Below are 17,040 nucleotides of genomic sequence, written 5' to 3' on the forward strand. Positions count from 1 at the left end.
TGAGTCAGCTAAGACAATAAGCCGCAGATCAAACTATCCTTACGCCTCTAGGGTTTAGATTCCGTACTATTATACTTCAGAATATTAATGGGAATTTGTCTTCAAAATTACAACTCCATTAAGATATTATTCTGTTAGATAACCTGGTTTTTATGTTCTAAATTCTATTCCAGATTTAGGAGATCATTTCTATGTATAGGTTCAAACAAGGTAAGCAACGGTTATTCTGGATCATTTTATTTTGCTGTTCTTTATTGATTTTTCCCATACTGACTCAAGCGTTAACCGTTGAACAGGTACCCAACCCTCGACAACAAAATGGGGGATGGGTAACGGATATGGCTAATATTTTGAGCCCTGAAACCGAAGCTAAACTCAATCAAATGATAGGCGAATTAGAAGCCAAAAATGGTACAGAAATAGCTGTTGTTACCGTTCCTACCACAGAACCTTCCGCTACACCCAAAGAGTTTACAACCCAACTATTTAATACTTGGAAAATTGGCAAAGCAGGACAGGATAATGGCGTTTTATTTTTGAATTCTGTGGGCGATCGCCGGATTGAAATTGAAACAGGTTATGGTGTTGAAGGAGCCTTACCAGATGCTCGTGTTGGACATATTATTAAAACTAAAATTATTCCCGCTTTTAAACAAAAGGATTGGGATGGTGGAACTCTCGCTGGAACCGAAGCTATAATTTCCATTTTAGACAAAGAAATTTATCCTCCCGGTGTTCCTTTAACCCAAAGATTTTCTAATTTTACTTTTTTTATAGTCACTTTATCAAGTTTATTTTCCTATCGTTTTTATCAACAAGCCAAACGCCAATCTCAACAACCAGCTTTTGTTCAACTCGGTAGTTATACTCGAATTAAGGGGATTGATCCACTTGATTTTAAAATGAAACGTTCCCTCCAAATTGGAACCTTTGCAATCTTATTTACAGTTAATAGTATTATTTTATCAATTTTGGTTCAAACCTATCCGAATTTGATTTTGATCGGTGGAATTATAACCACTTATATTATTTACCTAATCACCTTATTGGGGCCACAATCTTGGGTTCCTTTGAATCAGAGTCATTGGTTAGGAAGACTATTCTTATTAGGAAATTGGGTAATTTTATTCATCATTGCTATTTATTTGCCCGGATTTTATTTTGATTCGCCTCAAACTTCCGTTGTAGTAGTCACAATTTTACTATTGTATTTACTGTCTATTTTGGCAAATTGGCAAAATCCCAGAAATAAAGCCATCCAGTCAACAACTATTTTATTAGGAGTTGGAATAATAGCTGGGATAATCTGGTATTTATTTTTTGCTCCCTGGATTAATGAATCCTTGGGTTTTATATGGGATTTTATCGGATATTTTGATCCCAATACTAGAACATTAATTATTGCTGGAATTTTGAGTTTAATTGCCAGTGAATCTATTGCAAATTCACTTTATAAACGTTTTGCAATTCGAGGAAATCGCTCTACTTCGGTTCGTCCTTTATATGAAGAAACTTCTCAAAAACCGATGCAGCTTTTAGAACAAAATCAAGTTTTACCCATTTTAACCGATCATGAAAAAGTAGCTCAGGAGTTAAGAAGTGTTGAGTTTGAAGGGTGGTGGTGTCCTGATGTTGCATCAACAATTAGCCGAGATACAATTCATTTGCGAGCTTATATTATCAATGATTCTGAATATTCCTATTGTCCCCAGGGTAATGAATTAACCGTAACTCGAACATCGCAAGTAACAAGAGAAGCGACCACTTATCAGAGTGGAACTCGTTTAATTACATTAACTTGTCAATGTTGCAATTATCAAAAACAAGAAGAAGAAACTATCCCCCAAGTTAGCGAAAGTAGCAGTTCTGGGGGAGGCGGAAGTTCCAGTGGGGGAGGTGGAAGTGATTTTGGCGGAGGAAGCAGTGGAGGAGGCGGTGCGGGAGGTGATTATTGAAGTCAAGACCCATGTAGAGACGTTGTATACAACGTCTCTACAGTACCTATTAACCTAAGCTAAACAAGCGGCTAAATCAGCATCGGGAGTGGTGATAGGTTGCAGGTTATATTGACGTTGTAACAGTTGGAAAACATTGGGAGAAATAAAGGCAGGTAATGTAGGGCCGAGGCGAATATCTTTGATGCCTAAATAAAGCAATGTTAATAAAATAGAAACCGCTTTTTGTTCATACCAAGATAAAATCATGGATAACGGTAATTCATTAACATCCACATTAAAAGCATTAGCTAAGGCTAAGGCAATTTGAATCGCAGAATAAGCATCATTACATTGTCCCACATCCATTAATCGCGGAATGCCATTAATCTCTCCTAATTCTTGATCAAAGAAGCGGAATTTGCCACAAGCTAAAGTTAAAACAACACAATCTTGAGGAACTTTTTCCACAAATTCACTATAATAACTGCGTCCGGGTTTAGCACCATCGCAACCTCCCACTAAGAAGAAATGACGAATTTTTCCAGTTTTAACCGCATTAATCACTTCACCTGCTACATTTAAAACTGCATTGCGCGCAAATCCAGTCATCACTTGACGGGGTTTTTCAGTTTCTGTAAATCCCGGTAATTCTAATGCCATTTTAATCACGGGTGTAAAGTCTCGACTGGATAAATGAGTCACATCTGGCCAGCCAACAGGGCCACAGGTAAACACCCGGTTTTTATAGGTTTGATGGGGAGGCATTAAACAATTGGTGGTCATCACAATTGGCCCCGGAAAATCAGCAAATTCACGGGTTTGATTTTGCCATGCTGTGCCATAATGTCCGTACAAATGAGGATATTTTTGTTTCAGTTTCGGATAGCCATGAGCGGGTAAAAGTTCCCCATGAGTATAGACATAAATTCCGGTATTTTCTGTTTGTTTGAGGAGTTCTTCTAAGTCTTTCAAATCATGACCGGACACTAAAATTGCTTTACCTGCATGAGGATTTAAGGCAACGGTGGTTGGAACGGGATGACCGTAGGTTTCTGTATTAGCAGCATCCAAAAGTTCCATAACTCGTAGGTTAACTTCTCCTAATTTTAAGGCAATATTCACCCAATCGTCTAAAGTTAAATCGGCATTAGATAAGGCCGCTAAGGCTTCATGACAAAACGCATAAACTCGCTCATCATGATGTCCTAATTCTTGAGCATGATATCCATAGGCAGCAATTCCCTTGAGTCCGTAAATTACGGTTAGTTTTAAGGAGAAAATATCAACATTACTGGCCGATTGACTAATAAAGTCAAATTCGCTATTTTTACCTTGTTGAATTAACTCTTCCTTTGTTTCTCCAACTGACAGCCAACACAGGGGAGAACCGGTTATTGGCTGAGGAAGTAATGCTCGGAGGTTATCCCGCAATTGAACGGTTTTATGGATATAATGAATGAAATCCTCGGCATCAAAGTTAACATTCGTTAAAGTCGAAAATAAAGCTTCACAGGTAAAAGTATTGGCTTCAAAGGAAAGGATTCCATACTGACGAGCAATGGTCGCAACTTCCCCCAATCCCCGCAGACAATGTAACAACAAATCTTGTAACGCATCTACGTCGGGACTTTTACCACAAGCACCCCATTTTAAACATCCTTGTTCACTAGCTGTTTGTTCACACTGACTGCAAAACATAACCGTTTCTCCTAAGTCACTTTCTTTTTCTCTATTTCCACTGTAGGACGCAGGTTTTAAACTGACCTTGACTTAAGTCAATTGTTAGAAGAGGGAACAGGGAATATAACGGTTGAGCGTTAATGGTTAATAGACAACAAACAACAAACAACACCGAACTCCTGAGTAATGAATCTACCTGAATTTTTGCGACAAACTCAATTTTTCTTAAATCTCCCCGATGACCAAATTGAGGCGTTAGGGGAGATTAGTGTTTTGAAACGGTATCCCAAAGGAGAGTTAATTTTTGAAGAGGGAGATGAAGGAAATGGATTTTTTATAGTTGTGACTGGACGGGTCAAAGTATTTAAACTATCCTTTGAAGGAAAAGAACAAATTTTACATATTTTTAACCCCGGAGAACATTTTGCGGAAGTTCCCGCCTTTGACGGTCAATGTTTTCCGGCTTCAGCAGAAGCCTTAGAACCCACAGAATTATTGTTTTTCCCTAGAACTGCTTTTTTAAACCTTCTCCATCATCATCCTTCTTTAGCGGTGAATTTATTAGCCGTTTGTTCGCGTCATTTACGTCGTTTCGCTCAAATTATCGAAAATTTGTCTTTAAAGGATGTTCCTGAACGATTAGCAACTTATTTATTATATCTGAGCCAAAGGACAGGAAATTTCGACACCTTAGAATTAGACTTGACGAAAACTCAATTGGCTGCTTTACTGGGAACAATCCCAGAAACATTATCCAGAGTGTTTGCTCGATTAACTCAAGAGGGTTTAATTGTCATTAACGGCTCATCCATTACTATTTTAGATCGCAATGAATTGATCCGCCGAGCCAAAATTTCATTTTTTGATGAAAAACCCTAACCAGAATTATAAAATCTTTAAATAAAGGTGACTTTTTTTCTTGAATTATGAAAAGAATGTAAAGCTATCATCAGATACTGTCTATCTTTCTATCTTTCGCTGCTATGCTAGACTGAACAGTATAAGCACCCAGTACAATTGATGGCTAACCTCGTTAAAGATAAATTGATTAGTAATTCTAATCAATCTTTGTCCTTATCTTCTACAGAGTATCCTCTTTATACTCGTTTAAAAATGAGTGCAGACCTAATTTACGAATTCTTTTTAAATCGGGTACAAACGGATAGCCCAGGAGCCGTTTTAGATTCCTTTGAACAATTATTTTTTTTACCTCCTGTGTCCCCAAAAACCGGAGATTAAAGTCGCCTTAGAGGAAATTTTAAGTCATGAGGAAGGAGAACCCCATTTTCAAGGAATTATCAAGCGCTGTTGCTATATCCTGATTAATAATTGGTTGCTGAAGCGCCAACACAGTTTTATTAGAAAACTGATTAATACACTCTCAGAATCCCCAGATTGTAATCAAACCTGCTTATCAATTCAAGAAAGCCGCCTCCTGTTATGGCTGAAAACTTTTTTAGCTAGTGAAGATTATCAAGAGTTGCTACGATGCGCCAACTTAGAGCGGAGTGACTGGAGTAGTCGTTATCAATCTTATTTATTAGTTTCTCAATACCTTAACCCCCACAATTCTAGGGAACAAAAAGAAGTCGCGCGGACGTTAATTAAACAGCTTAAAGATCAATATAAATTTGATTTAGCGATGTATATTGCTCGGTTGGAATCTCCAACGGGTCGAAATCGTCAGCCAAAAAACCCGACTCAATTAGGAGATGAAGTCGTGAGTTTAATTAAACAAACGATTTCTACCCAGCGCGTGTTTAATTATGGAACTCAAGCCAATTTATTTTTAAATAATACTCAAAATTTGAGTTATGAGAAATTTAAACAGTGTTTACCTCAATATTTGATGTTTCACATCAATCAACAATATCCTGCCAATATTATCAGGGATAAAATAGAAGAAAAATTGGAATCTTTGTACTCTATTCATGATGATGATATTGTTAGTAAACCGTTAATTAGTAGAACTTGTAATCGTCTCATTGAATATTTATTAATTGAAAAAGGAAAACCACCCTCCTTTTTATTTAATTTAATGATTCGGCAAGGAGGTCAACTGACCTTAGTGATTTTATTGCTAAAATTAGTGCTGATTGGCAATTCTTCCCGCAGCTATTTAGATATTTGTATTGCTCATTTAATTCAATTCTACCAAGACCATACAGAAGTCAGATGTCAAGGAGTCATTCAGTTCCTAGAAATTTTTAATTTAGTGTTTACTTTATTTACTGAAAATGTACAATATTTTTTAGTAAAAACAAAAGCGGGGCTACCCGGAACTCAATCCGAAACGGAATTAAACACCTATCGCCTATTTTGTCAATATAAAGGCCCCGATTTACGCAATACTAATGTTAAAGAATTGCAGTTAAAAGGAAAGGATTTACGCGGGGCGGATTTACGCGATGTGGATTTAAAATCTATTGAACTGATTCAAGTGGATTTAAGCCTTGCTAAACTGAGCCGTGCAGATTTAAGTCAGGGAATCTTTACAGAAACCAAATTTTTTATTTCTAACCTAAATTATACTAACCTGATGGATGCCACTTTAACCCAAACCGATTTTCGTCGAGCCGAATTAAAACACGCTAACTTAACCTGTACGAATTTAAAACTAGCGAATTTGAATCGCGCTGATTTAACAGGAGCCATCATTACCCAGGCTAATTTACAAGAAGCTGATTTGGGAAATGCCGATTTAACCGAAGCCAATTTATCTGAGTCTAATCTACAACTGGCTAACTTAAATGCAGCGAATTTAACCGGGGCAAATTTAAGTTATACGAATCTAACCAATGTGAATTTAAGTCGAGCCAATCTTCAAGGCGCAAATCTCCAAGGTGCTGACTTACGCGGGGCTAATTTAACCGCCACTAATTTAGAAAATGTTAATTTGCGAGGAGCCATTTTAGAGCGGGCTGTCTTCACCCAAGCTAACTTAAAATCAGCAAATTTAGTGGATACTAATCTCACGGGTGCAACTCTCACTCAAGCCGATTTAAGTCAAGCTATTTTGATTCATGCCCAACTGCGAGATACGAATTTATCTCAAAGCATTCTCCGTCATGCGGACTTAACAGAAGTCGATTTAACCCGTGCTAATTTGAAGCAGGTTGATTTTAGTTATGCCTCTTTAGAAAATGCCATTGTCCGTCATACCAATTTGAAAGATGCGATTTTATTATATACCGATTTACGGGGTGCCAATTTATTCCGCAGTGGCATTGCTGAAGCTCAAATTTCAGGGATTAAATTAGGCAATAATTCGGGGTTATCAGATCAAACTCGAATTTTCTTAGATGGTGAAGAAATTAATTAAAAGTAGTAAGTCCTGAAGGACTCTCTTTTTCCCTTTATCCAAACACTTGATACAAATTTTTGCTAGAATGAAGGCTGAAAAGCCTGAACAGTCAGGATAATCATCCCAAGCAGTCGATTTTGGCTGATTTTTGGTAATCTGGGTTTAAAATAAAAGCAGAATCAAGGTGACAATGATGGATGTTGTTCAAGCACAGCTACAAACAATTTCGTCTTTAAAATCCTTGGGAATTGAGTTTTATCAAATGCCCAACGGCAATTATCGCATTGGAATGAGAACCCTTAATCGAGCTTTAGGGTACAAAAATAATGGGTTAGATCAAGAAATTTTGAGCGAGGATAGTCAGACTCGAAGAAGATTAAATGAAATTGGATTTACACCAGAAATTGAAAGGGTAGAAATTCCCTTAAAGCTTGGTCATCAAGAAAAGCTTGTTTCTGTTTTAACCCTTAGCTTTGATGATTTTAATCGTCTGATATTCTATGAAGCTTCAACAGGTAATAAAAGAGCTTTAGAAATTTTGTTGTCTTTAGCTAAATTAGGCTTGAATGCCATTTCTTTAAAACCATCAAGTCAAGAATTGGGTGAGACTCAAGACTATATTCGTACATTGCTGGATACGAAGTATGAAGCAGCCCATCATTTGATTATGGAACACATGAAAATTGATGAACTAGAGGAACTTGAAACCGAAGATGATATTTTATCTTTAGCTGTTTGCCTAACTTCTTAATAAGTTTTCATGAGCGATTTGCTTCGGTTATGCCTAGATCTTAATATTTGGTGTGCTGCTCTACTTGCTGATAGAAAAGGCAAGCAAGATACAGCGTGCCAATCTTTAGTTAAAATTGTTCGAGAAGGAACCTGTACGTTAGGGTCGGTTCAGCTTATTATCTCCTGGGGTATGCTCAACCGTCTATCTTCGGTGCTAGTAGAAAAGCTAAAAATTCCTGATGCTATAGCAATCACTGTATTCTGATTAGACACAGCAGCTTGCAAAAAATACTGATTGAATTGGGGAAAATTAAAAGCTTTAAGAAATTGACGACGATAAGTTTTTTTCACTGAGGGAACTGTAACAACTTAGATTAGTAAAGTTGACTTTCCCATACAGCAACAAAATTGTAGAAAATAAAATCACCAGAAATTTTTTCTGGGCTTGACTAACCCCGACCATCGGTTGTAGTATGAGTTCAATATTCATTGCGCTATCTTTTGAGCTAATGGAGATTATTTTAGCTTACCAGAAAGATAGCTTTTTTCTGATTTGATTACAGACAGCCCAACGGATTTACTTGTTTTCTGACTTTCTTCACATCGTTCCTTACCTCAAGCCTATCTTCAAAAACTGTCCGAAGTATTGATATATATTGCATTTTTTATTTATTTTAATTAAGGTAAGCTTGAAGAATTTTTAGTAAAACATTAGCTGCATTACGCACAACTTCTTTATCAGAATCTCGATGATAAATTTTATTCCCGTGGAATAAGTTACATCGGACTTGATATAAAATCATTAAAAGTGCCTTCAATCGATATTTCGGAGTAGAACGACGATCATTTAATTTGTATGAATCCTCTAATGTATCTTTACCAGTATCTCGGCAATCCCGAATAATTCTAGTTGTAAAAAATAAAGATGAATCGTCTCTAAATATTTCTATTAATGCTTCTCGTCTTATTTGCAATCTTGAAAAGTCTATAAAATCTTTAATGGCTCGACGTTCATTTCCAAAGAAAAATTCATTATATAAGGCATTAAATGCAAACCAAAGCGAAACAAAACGATTGAAATCGTCTGTTTCTTGTTCGGCTTTAGATACCCATGATTTAGCTATTTCATTAGGAAATCTCATGCGGGAATATCTCCATTTAATATTAAAGTTTGACCCGAAAAAACTAACAATTTAGCCTTTTTAGTATCTAATTTATTGAGCTTTATAAAATCTTGTTCTAATGGATCATTAAAACTAGAAAGAATTAATAGTTCTTCGGGATCGCGCTCTTCAATTAGTAGATAGTAAGGGGAACTAATAGTAACAGCAAAACTCAAATACCCGTTAGATAATATAAAATTATCAAATTCATATTTAGATGTTAATAATTGTAGAAGTTTGCTACAACTATATCGAACTGATTCAATTAAACTTTTTTTGGGGCTAGAAAGGTAATATTCAATCATGTGTTTGCGAATTAATTGAAGCAATTGAAAATCTATATTGTCTGTTTCTTTTAGCATTTCATTATAAGGAATGATGGGTTGATAACTGTTTGATAATGAATGGATATAAGATGCGTTCAATGTCCAATTATATCCCAAAAAATTAAGATCAAAAATATTAGACTTTTCCATAGGCTCCGATAAATCAAATTGAACTGATGCAATAGAACTTGAAGCTGTTTTAATACAGTTTAATAATTCTTGAATTACTGTCCTAGTTTCTGGGTGGCAAGATGAACTAATTATTCGAGGATTTCCATTATAATAAATTACTATAGTCCAATATTTTATGTTTAAATTTGAAATTAAATTATTAAACCGATATGAAAAAAGATTATTTTGATGAGAAGATAAAAGAAAAATATGCCTTTTAATATTAACCATTATTACATCCTAAGTAAGTAGGCGGAAAAATCAACAAGTAGGTAACGAAAAGTTAACTCTAGTTATTGCTCAGATTGAAATTTCATACGGTGTGTGCTGTAGTTTCCTCTTACTCCCATGTGAGTCCTTCAGGACTCTCTTCTAACGGGACTTAAACACAACAACCAGTTTAGACGCGCCGTGGCGCGTCTCTACGGTAGGATTAGATCAGTTTAACCGCACGCAGGGTAAACATAATTCCGGCTGCTGCAACTAAAGCTCCCGCATAGATGATAACGTAAGCGATCGCGCCATCCACTGTAAGCATTACACAACTCCATAAACATTACTCTCCATTGAATCATGAGTGATCCGTCCGTGATCATCCTTAAGGGGTAAAAAATAGAATACAATTTTTAAGGGTGAGTTAATGAGGGGAAGAATATGGAGTCGATGATTCGGGTTAATTTAGGGTCATTATCCTATAATATTGCCATCGGTGCAGGACACTTAGATCGATTAGGGGAATTGATCACCCCATTAAATTTAGGCAAAAAAATATTATTAGTTTCTAACCCAGAAATCTTTAATTATTATGGAGAACGTGCCCGCATTTCCTTAGAACAAGCGGGGTTTGATGTGGCGATTTGTACCCTTCCAGCAGGTGAAGAATACAAAACCCCCGAAACCCTACAAATGATTTATGATGCTGCATTAAAACACCGATTAGAACGTTCCTCTACAATGGTGGCATTAGGGGGTGGAATTATTGGAGATATGACCGGGTTTGCGGCGGCGACTTGGTTACGAGGGATTAATGTCGTTCAGGTTCCGACTTCTTTATTAGCAATGGTGGATGCGTCTATTGGAGGGAAAACAGGCGTTAATCATCCCCATGGAAAAAACTTAATTGGGGCGTTTCATCAACCGAAATTAGTGTTAATTGATCCTGATGTTTTGCCAACCCTTCCTGAACGAGAATTTAGAGCCGGAATGGCAGAAGTGATTAAATATGGTGTAATTTGGGATGAGGAATTATTTGTTAAACTCGAACAATCCCCAGGTTTAGATCAAATCCAATCTTTAGACTCTGGATTATTACAAGAAATTTTAACTCGTTCTTGTCAAAGTAAAGCGGATGTTGTTAGTCAAGATGAAAAAGAATCCGGGTTAAGAGCGATTTTAAATTATGGTCATACGATTGGTCATGCGGTGGAAAGTTTAACCGGATATACCGTTGTAATTCATGGGGAAGCCGTAGCAATTGGGATGGTAGCCGCAAGTCAAATTGCGGTTAAATTAGGATTATGGGATCAAGACAGTGATAAACGACAATTCGCGTTAATTGAAAAGGCGGGATTACCGACCCAACTCCCCCCCGGATTAAATCTGGATGATATTTTGGATAGTCTACAAACCGATAAAAAAGTCAAGGCTGGAAAAGTGCGATTTGTCTTACCAACTCGCATCGGAGAAGCGATCGTTACAGATCAAGTCACGTCTGATGTGATTCGTCAAGTATTAGAAAACTTTCCCGTTCGTTGTTTGGCTTAATGCTGGAAAAATTCATAGCTTTGTCATCAAATTGACACAATAACTCAATATCGTGACGATAATCTGTAAATCATAAGCAAGTTAACTCCTCCTCACACCAAAATCACGTTTCGTTCCTCACCCACTGGCTGATTACCAGTGGTTTTTTTTTCGCTTGATTTTTGTCATAGTAAACTGGAAAACGTTGCACTTAATATTGGCTAACTCACCCATGAGAAAATGGACGCCTATTCTGTTGTTAACCCTGTATTTACTAGGGATTGGAGTAACGGTTGGACTCAAAAATAAAGATTGGCTTGTAGCCCAAGGGATGTCATTATGGAGCCAAATGCCTTCTCCGCCAAAATTTGAGCGGGTTATTGCTGAAACAGTCTCTCCCTCTCTCTCCCCATCTCCAGACATCAAACTGGTGGTGGCTGAGGAACTTCCAGAACAGCCAGAGGCGACTCACGCGCAACCAAAAACGGTGGCGAATGTGAATAATGTTCCTGTCCCTGGAACCTGTGCATTACAACCTGATCCTAACCCGACCGCGAGTGGGAGAGTTGGGCCACCTGTGAATCCCGTCACGTTATATCGGTTTCGGCGACCAACGGATGTACAAACAGCCAATCTTCAAGGCGGGATGAGTTATGCTCCCAATGAATATCAAGCCTTAGCAAATCCGACAAATTATGGACAACGATTTCTTTATGATATTAATGGGCAACCTGTAAATAATGCCCCAATTGTAGTGATTCATGAAACTGTATCGGATGTTTATAGTGCGGTCAATTTTTTCCAAACTGCCCAAAATTCCGAGGATAATCAAGCGAGTTATCATACTTTAATTATGTTAACGGGGGATATTGTTTATATTGTTCCCCCTGATTTAAGAGCATTTGGTGCGGGAGATTCTGTATTTGCTACTTCAACGGGAACGGAAACTGTAAAAACCCATCCTCAACGTCCTCCTTCTGTGAATAATTTTGCTTATCATGTTTCTTTAGAAACGCCTGCGGATGGTCGCAATAATGCTGATTCTCATAGTGGTTATACGGCTGCACAATATCAATCTTTAGCATGGTTAGTGGCAAAAACTGGGGTTCCTGATTATCGAATTACGACTCATGCGGCAGTTGATCGTTCAGGAGAAAGGCGAGATCCCAGAAGTTTTGATGCTCAACTGTTTCTTCAATATTTACAATCCTATCCCCGAACTCAAGAAATTATGATTAGTTGTCAATCGGCTTATCTGAATTAGAATAGTTAGAGTAGGGAACAGCTAATATTGACACAAGAAAAGCCTTGAAATAAATTTCAGGCTCAAAGCTAAAACCCGTTAAAACTGGTTAATGAAGAATGATCTTAGGAATGAAAAACCAATAAGGTGACTAATTGAGAAATAGTTTACAGTGGATCAAGGTTTCCAGGGTTTAGTTGTGCAAGTTATTTATTTTTCATTCCTAATTATTAGTCATCTTTAGATGACTTAAGCTTTTAGCCCGAACTTTAGTTCAGGGCTTTAATTTGACACTAATTTCTATTAATATCACAATGCAATTTTAGCTTGATGAGGATTCCCCCAAATCACGGTTTCTTGTTTATAAATCACCATCCCTGGTTTAGACCCTTTGGGTTTATAAACGTGCTTGGGTTTAGTATAAATAACTGGAACTTGTTCACTTTGTCTGGCGCGACTATAATAGGCGGTTAAATTAGCTGTAAATTGTAAATCCATATCATCAGCAACCTGTCCCGCACTTAACCGCAACAATACATGACTACCGGGGATTTCTTGAGTATGAAACCATAAATCATAATCCGTTGCAACTTTAAAGGTTAATTGATCATTTTGACGATTATTTCTGCCGATTAAAACCTCAAAATTATTGGGAGTTTGATAGCGATAGAATTCTATGGATGAGGGAGAATTAGAACTGCGATTATCAGGAACATTAATATAACCTTGTTGAATTAACTCTTCTCGAATTTCAGCTAAGGTTTGTAAATCTTCGGCAGTTTTATAGGTTTCAATTAAACTAATTGCTGATTCAACTTGTTCTAAATAGTTAATCTCGGTTTTAACTTCATTTAACAGGGGTTCAACGGCAATTCTGGCTCGTTTTAACTTTTGATGTCGTTTATATAAATTTTGAGCATTCCAGACGGCATTATTCTCTGGATTGAGGGGAATTTTAACCGGTTCTCCCGTCTCAAAATCCGGTAACAAAATCTCCTTCATGCCCGGTTTCCATTCGTGCAGAAATGCCATTAATAGATCGGCTTTTGCCCGATACTCATCGGCTTCATCAGATTGTTGTAACCGTTGAATAAATTGTTCGGCTTTAAATTGCAATTTCGTTAAAACATTATTGATTTTTTGATTAATTTGATGCCGGAGTTGCTGAAATTCTTGATGATTTAATTGATTAGTATAATAAGTATTGAGTAAAATTTGAATAGATTTAACGTCAGAAACCGTTTCTGAAGTCCAAGGAATAACCTCATAACCTTTTGAAGTATAATAAGGAAAAAAATTATAATTTTCTAAAGTTTTTAACCAAGTTTGCCAACTTTTAAATAACCGATTCCAGTCTTCTGTCCTTAAAGTATGTGTGGGTTGAGTGGGATCTAAATTAGCAGCTTGAATCATCGATAACACTAACCCCGAACTTAAGCCTCGATAGTTTTTTAAGAGTTGTTGTTTTAAAGCACTGGGAATTAAACTGACACGCTCTTGCCAACGAGATTGAGGCTCATTTAAACTGGGAATGGGTTCGGTTAATTTAGGAGGCAGTTCATAGGGTTGACCTGTTAAAATTGGTCGCACACTCGATTGTTGTATATTCACCTGATGGGCTGCCGTAACAATACTATTGTCCGATCCGGTTAAAATTACATTACTATATTTTCCCATAATTTCCACATACAAATGCCAGAGGGGACTATCCCCTGGACGCTGGGAAAATTGTAGATCTAAAATTCGTTCCCAAGGATCAATTTGCTGAATTTCAACTAATGCTAATCCCCCTAATTGATGCCGCAGTTGATCACTAAAAGTAAAGGTATCAGGAATACGGGGAGGAGGATCACCAATACAAATTCTAGCCGCTTGGGGATGCCAAGAAATATCTAACCAGCCTCGACGCTTGAGGGTGCGTAACCCCAAAGAAATCGTAAAGCGATCGCGTTGATACACCTGTTCTAACCGCGCTGGAAGCCAGTCTTTCCGCAGTTCACAACAGCTTGCGATTAATGTCGTTAAATCAACAGATTGCATAATATTTGCCTGATCACTTTACCCATGTACTATTGTCTCATTATTTTTTGCTCATACCCCACCTAATTTTAAGGATAACGTTTTTTTAAATTATACTGGGTTTGAATATTTTGCTAATTAGTGAAATTGCCTATAAAGCCTTTTTTTAAGTTATTTAACGAAATAATGTTAAGTTTTGATTAATTTTTTTTAGTTGATTATGAGATGGCTTTAGAATTTAAAAATTAATGTTCTTAAAGGAGAACAGCGATGCCTTACGTTATTACAGAAGCTTGTGTTAAATGTAAGTACACAGATTGTGTTGACGTTTGCCCTGTGGACTGTTTTTATGAAGGTGAAAATATGCTCGTTATCAATCCTGATGAGTGTATTGATTGTGGAGTGTGTGAAGCTGAATGTCCGGCTGAAGCCATCATCCCTGATACATATCAAGGTGCAGAACGCTGGTTAGAAATTAACAGGGAGTATGCTGAAAAGTGGCCGAATCTTACTCGCAAGAAACCCGCTCCCCCAGACGCAGAGCAATATAAAGGCGAAGCCGATAAGTTCAATAAATATTTTAGTCCTAATCCAGGTGAATCGTAATTTTTTAGGGAATATTAACAGTTTGCTGAACGCAAATTAAACCTAATACATCCTCTTCCCTCTCAAATAAAAACACTCTTCTTGTAGGAAAGAGCAGGGAGAGGTGGAGAGGAGGGGCTAATTCTTTCAAGATTTCATATTAAGCACTTTGAGACTTTAAATAAAATTGAAATCGCTGCTGCATTTGTCCAATTGTAAGCTTTTGTGTCCAATATTCTACTAACGCATGACCAAAAGCCCAAGCATTTTTTTCCGGGGGATTAGGATTTTCTAACAGTAACGGCCAGAGAGCCAATAAATCAAAATTCACTGGATCAGATTCTCCTGAATTTAATAACATAAACAAATCATAGGCCATTTGCAATTTACCAATCACAACGGGTAATTGTTCGACGGGAATTTGTTCTGCAAGCAATAAAGCCAAGGTGGGAGAACCTGTTGTTAATGTTGAAATAAATCTGAGAATGGGGCTTTTTAATAACGCCGTTAATCCTTGGGTTGTTGCCATTTGAAAGGTATAATGATCAATAATTTTAGCCGTTGCTAAAATCCGGGCTTCTCGATTTTTCAAAAACCGGGCTAAACGCAGTTGTTTAGCGGGATTAATCGTATCTAAAAGGGCAATTGATAACACATCAATTCCCCATGGTTGGCGCTGAGTTTGACGATCTTGGGTGACAATTGGTAAAACGCGATCGCAATATTCTCCTAATTGTTCAATCCGATATTTTGTCGCGTCTCGAATCGCTTTTTCTTTGGGACGATTTCCCCCTTGCCAATCATAGGGGGGTTGCCATTCTCGCATCGGACGTAAGCGATCAACTTGGGTAATAATGATAATAATAGGTAGCTCGAATCCTTGCTGTTTAATCTCCTTCAAAAAATCCCCATCCATTTGTAAAGCGGGATCAAGGACTGGAGTTACTAATAATAACAAATCTGCGTTGGTTGCATAATCTAAAACTTGTTCTCGCAACTCAGGACGATTCACCTGTTCATAACCCGGAGTATCCCATAAATTCAAGCTTTCTCCCGTTTCTATTTGCCACTGATAATTTTGAATTTTATCCGTACTTGGTAACACATCCACTGCTGCATTATCAGCTTGAAAGAGGCTATTAATTAAACTACTTTTCCCTGCGCCTGTACGTCCCACCAACAGTAAATTAACAGGTTTTTGTTTTAAGGTTTCAACGGATTCAGTTTGGGTTAAAATTTCTCGTAAAGTTTGTGTTTTAGCTTGAGGAAGGGAGGGAGTTGTAACCGCAAATTCTGTTACAGGTAAGGTAGTTCCACTGTAGAGAATAACCGCTTGACGACACAAATTTCTTAAGGCTGATTCGCGTAAGGATTGACCTAAATTAACTAATAATTGTTGTGTTGCTTGATTGGTAGATTTTTGAGTCGTAACTCGCGCTAAAGCAACTGTTGGATTTAATAGCCATTGTGCCCAATTCCACACCCGCCAAAGTTTACGCGCAGAGGGTTCTAATTTCTGATAAACTTGATAAGCTTCATAGCCTTGTCCAACTGTAATTTGATTTAATACTGGAGATAATTTTTCCATCCAGCGATCTAAATCATCAACTGTTCCTCGCATTAATTGATAAGCTTGAGGGATATAAATGCTGAGGAGAGGATATTTAACTTCAGGATGATAAATATTAGCAACAGTTGTCACCACATCTTGACAGCGTTTCCAAAAGATTACACTATCTTCCCAAATTGGGGGATCATTTTGGGTGGCTTTTAAAATGTCTTGTAATGCGGTTTCAACTTGGATAATCGCTTGATTTCCAGTTGGTTGAGAGATGGGTTCATCAAAGGAGGATTCTAGTTCCTGATTGACTTCAGCAACGACGGTTTCCATCTGTTTAACCAAGGGTTGAGTCCATTTCACTAACAACCAACGCCAACCCAAAAATATCAAGGTAAATACCGCCCAAATCCAATTAATTCCCCAGTCATGAATGGTGACTCCCGCCGCCACCAGCAAAAAAATTACCATGATTGTGATCGGCGTGATTAATACAATCCATTGCCATTGTTTGAGTCTAATCATAGTTTTCTCATGAGTTTAGATAAACGTTTAGTAAAAATCCTTAACTCTATTCAA

Annotated in this window: 16 protein-coding genes; 9 read left to right on the top strand and 7 right to left on the bottom strand. The window is 37.3% G+C overall.

Translation table 11 applies throughout. From position 1 onward, the window contains the following. Positions 1-191 precede the first annotated feature (191 nt). Positions 192-1,955 (top strand): TPM domain-containing protein, encoded by a 1,764-nt coding sequence (locus tag NMK36_RS02020; protein WP_254172874.1) that lies wholly within the window; start codon positions 192-194, stop codon positions 1,953-1,955. Positions 1,956-2,009: 54 nt separating this feature from the next. On the opposite strand, the gene hcp is transcribed toward NMK36_RS02020, so the two are convergent. Then, positions 2,010-3,635 (bottom strand): hydroxylamine reductase, encoded by a 1,626-nt coding sequence (gene hcp / locus NMK36_RS02025; RefSeq protein WP_254172875.1) that lies wholly within the window; start codon positions 3,633-3,635, stop codon positions 2,010-2,012. A gap of 168 nt (positions 3,636-3,803) precedes the next feature. Between hcp and NMK36_RS02030 the strand changes: the two genes are divergently transcribed. The 5 genes from NMK36_RS02030 (at position 3,804) to NMK36_RS02050 (ending at position 7,918) form a co-directional block, all read left to right on the top strand. Further along, positions 3,804-4,496, top strand: coding sequence for a Crp/Fnr family transcriptional regulator (locus tag NMK36_RS02030; RefSeq protein ID WP_072722744.1), 693 nt, complete (start codon positions 3,804-3,806; stop codon positions 4,494-4,496). Positions 4,497-4,637: 141 nt separating this feature from the next. Continuing rightward, entirely contained in the window at positions 4,638-4,856 is a 219-nt protein-coding gene (locus NMK36_RS02035) for a hypothetical protein (protein ID WP_254172876.1), read from the top strand. Beyond that, positions 4,807-6,939, top strand: a complete 2,133-nt coding sequence (locus NMK36_RS02040; RefSeq protein WP_254172877.1) for a pentapeptide repeat-containing protein — start codon at positions 4,807-4,809, stop codon at positions 6,937-6,939. Before NMK36_RS02035 ends, NMK36_RS02040 begins: the two co-directional genes overlap by 50 nt. A gap of 172 nt (positions 6,940-7,111) precedes the next feature. Then, positions 7,112-7,672, top strand: a complete 561-nt coding sequence (locus NMK36_RS02045; RefSeq protein ID WP_254172878.1) for a hypothetical protein — start codon at positions 7,112-7,114, stop codon at positions 7,670-7,672. Between the two features lie 9 nt (positions 7,673-7,681). Next, on the top strand, positions 7,682-7,918 hold the full coding sequence (locus NMK36_RS02050) for a PIN domain-containing protein (protein ID WP_254172879.1): 237 nt from the start codon (positions 7,682-7,684) through the stop codon (positions 7,916-7,918). Positions 7,919-7,972: 54 nt separating this feature from the next. Here the strand turns inward: NMK36_RS02050 and NMK36_RS02055 are convergent, their stop codons facing one another. The 4 genes from NMK36_RS02055 to petL form a co-directional block, all read right to left on the bottom strand. Beyond that, positions 7,973-8,143, bottom strand: coding sequence for a hypothetical protein (locus NMK36_RS02055; protein ID WP_254172880.1), 171 nt, complete (start codon positions 8,141-8,143; stop codon positions 7,973-7,975). Positions 8,144-8,327: 184 nt separating this feature from the next. Further along, positions 8,328-8,795, bottom strand: a complete 468-nt coding sequence (locus NMK36_RS02060; RefSeq protein ID WP_254172881.1) for a HEPN domain-containing protein — start codon at positions 8,793-8,795, stop codon at positions 8,328-8,330. Next, complete coding sequence (locus NMK36_RS02065) at positions 8,792-9,544, bottom strand: hypothetical protein (protein WP_254172882.1); 753 nt, start codon at positions 9,542-9,544, stop codon at positions 8,792-8,794. Before NMK36_RS02065 ends, NMK36_RS02060 begins: the two co-directional genes overlap by 4 nt. A gap of 202 nt (positions 9,545-9,746) precedes the next feature. Beyond that, positions 9,747-9,851 (bottom strand): cytochrome b6-f complex subunit PetL, encoded by a 105-nt coding sequence (gene petL / locus NMK36_RS02070; RefSeq protein ID WP_139295196.1) that lies wholly within the window; start codon positions 9,849-9,851, stop codon positions 9,747-9,749. Positions 9,852-9,967: 116 nt separating this feature from the next. On the opposite strand from petL, the gene aroB reads away from it, so the two are divergent. Together aroB and NMK36_RS02080 are read left to right on the top strand one after the other, a co-directional pair. Beyond that, positions 9,968-11,077, top strand: a complete 1,110-nt coding sequence (aroB, locus tag NMK36_RS02075; protein WP_254172883.1) for a 3-dehydroquinate synthase — start codon at positions 9,968-9,970, stop codon at positions 11,075-11,077. Positions 11,078-11,288: 211 nt separating this feature from the next. Then, positions 11,289-12,320 (top strand): peptidoglycan recognition protein family protein, encoded by a 1,032-nt coding sequence (locus NMK36_RS02080; protein WP_245824393.1) that lies wholly within the window; start codon positions 11,289-11,291, stop codon positions 12,318-12,320. 288 nt (positions 12,321-12,608) lie between these two features. Here the strand turns inward: NMK36_RS02080 and NMK36_RS02085 are convergent, their stop codons facing one another. Next, entirely contained in the window at positions 12,609-14,339 is a 1,731-nt protein-coding gene (locus NMK36_RS02085) for an Rqc2 family fibronectin-binding protein (protein WP_072722739.1), read from the bottom strand. Between the two features lie 249 nt (positions 14,340-14,588). Here NMK36_RS02085 and fdxA point away from each other — a divergent pair, with 249 nt between their 5' ends. Further along, positions 14,589-14,924, top strand: a complete 336-nt coding sequence (gene fdxA, locus NMK36_RS02090; RefSeq protein WP_072722738.1) for a ferredoxin FdxA — start codon at positions 14,589-14,591, stop codon at positions 14,922-14,924. A gap of 139 nt (positions 14,925-15,063) precedes the next feature. On the opposite strand, the gene NMK36_RS02095 is transcribed toward fdxA, so the two are convergent. After that, a complete protein-coding gene (locus tag NMK36_RS02095; protein ID WP_254172885.1) occupies positions 15,064-16,986 on the bottom strand; it encodes a GTPase family protein in 1,923 nt (640 codons plus the stop codon). Between the last annotated feature and the right edge of the window lie 54 nt (positions 16,987-17,040).

This window comes from Planktothrix pseudagardhii, from assembly GCF_904830925.1.
Lineage (GTDB): Bacteria > Cyanobacteriota > Cyanobacteriia > Cyanobacteriales > Microcoleaceae > Planktothrix > Planktothrix tepida.

Bases quoted from the DNA above. Each gene is read 5' to 3' on its own strand.
- NMK36_RS02020 (WP_254172874.1), top strand. From the start codon at position 192: ATGTATAGGTTCAAACAAGGTAAGCAACGGTTATTCTGGATCATTTTA.
- hcp (WP_254172875.1), bottom strand. From the start codon at position 3,635: ATGTTTTGCAGTCAGTGTGAACAAACAGCTAGTGAACAAGGATGTTTA.
- NMK36_RS02030 (WP_072722744.1), top strand. From the start codon at position 3,804: ATGAATCTACCTGAATTTTTGCGACAAACTCAATTTTTCTTAAATCTC.
- NMK36_RS02035 (WP_254172876.1), top strand. From the start codon at position 4,638: ATGGCTAACCTCGTTAAAGATAAATTGATTAGTAATTCTAATCAATCT.
- NMK36_RS02045 (WP_254172878.1), top strand. From the start codon at position 7,112: ATGATGGATGTTGTTCAAGCACAGCTACAAACAATTTCGTCTTTAAAA.
- NMK36_RS02050 (WP_254172879.1), top strand. From the start codon at position 7,682: ATGAGCGATTTGCTTCGGTTATGCCTAGATCTTAATATTTGGTGTGCT.
- NMK36_RS02055 (WP_254172880.1), bottom strand. From the start codon at position 8,143: ATGAATATTGAACTCATACTACAACCGATGGTCGGGGTTAGTCAAGCC.
- NMK36_RS02060 (WP_254172881.1), bottom strand. From the start codon at position 8,795: ATGAGATTTCCTAATGAAATAGCTAAATCATGGGTATCTAAAGCCGAA.
- NMK36_RS02065 (WP_254172882.1), bottom strand. From the start codon at position 9,544: ATGGTTAATATTAAAAGGCATATTTTTCTTTTATCTTCTCATCAAAAT.
- petL (WP_139295196.1), bottom strand. From the start codon at position 9,851: ATGCTTACAGTGGATGGCGCGATCGCTTACGTTATCATCTATGCGGGA.
- aroB (WP_254172883.1), top strand. From the start codon at position 9,968: ATGGAGTCGATGATTCGGGTTAATTTAGGGTCATTATCCTATAATATT.
- NMK36_RS02080 (WP_245824393.1), top strand. From the start codon at position 11,289: ATGAGAAAATGGACGCCTATTCTGTTGTTAACCCTGTATTTACTAGGG.
- NMK36_RS02085 (WP_072722739.1), bottom strand. From the start codon at position 14,339: ATGCAATCTGTTGATTTAACGACATTAATCGCAAGCTGTTGTGAACTG.
- fdxA (WP_072722738.1), top strand. From the start codon at position 14,589: ATGCCTTACGTTATTACAGAAGCTTGTGTTAAATGTAAGTACACAGAT.
- NMK36_RS02095 (WP_254172885.1), bottom strand. From the start codon at position 16,986: ATGATTAGACTCAAACAATGGCAATGGATTGTATTAATCACGCCGATC.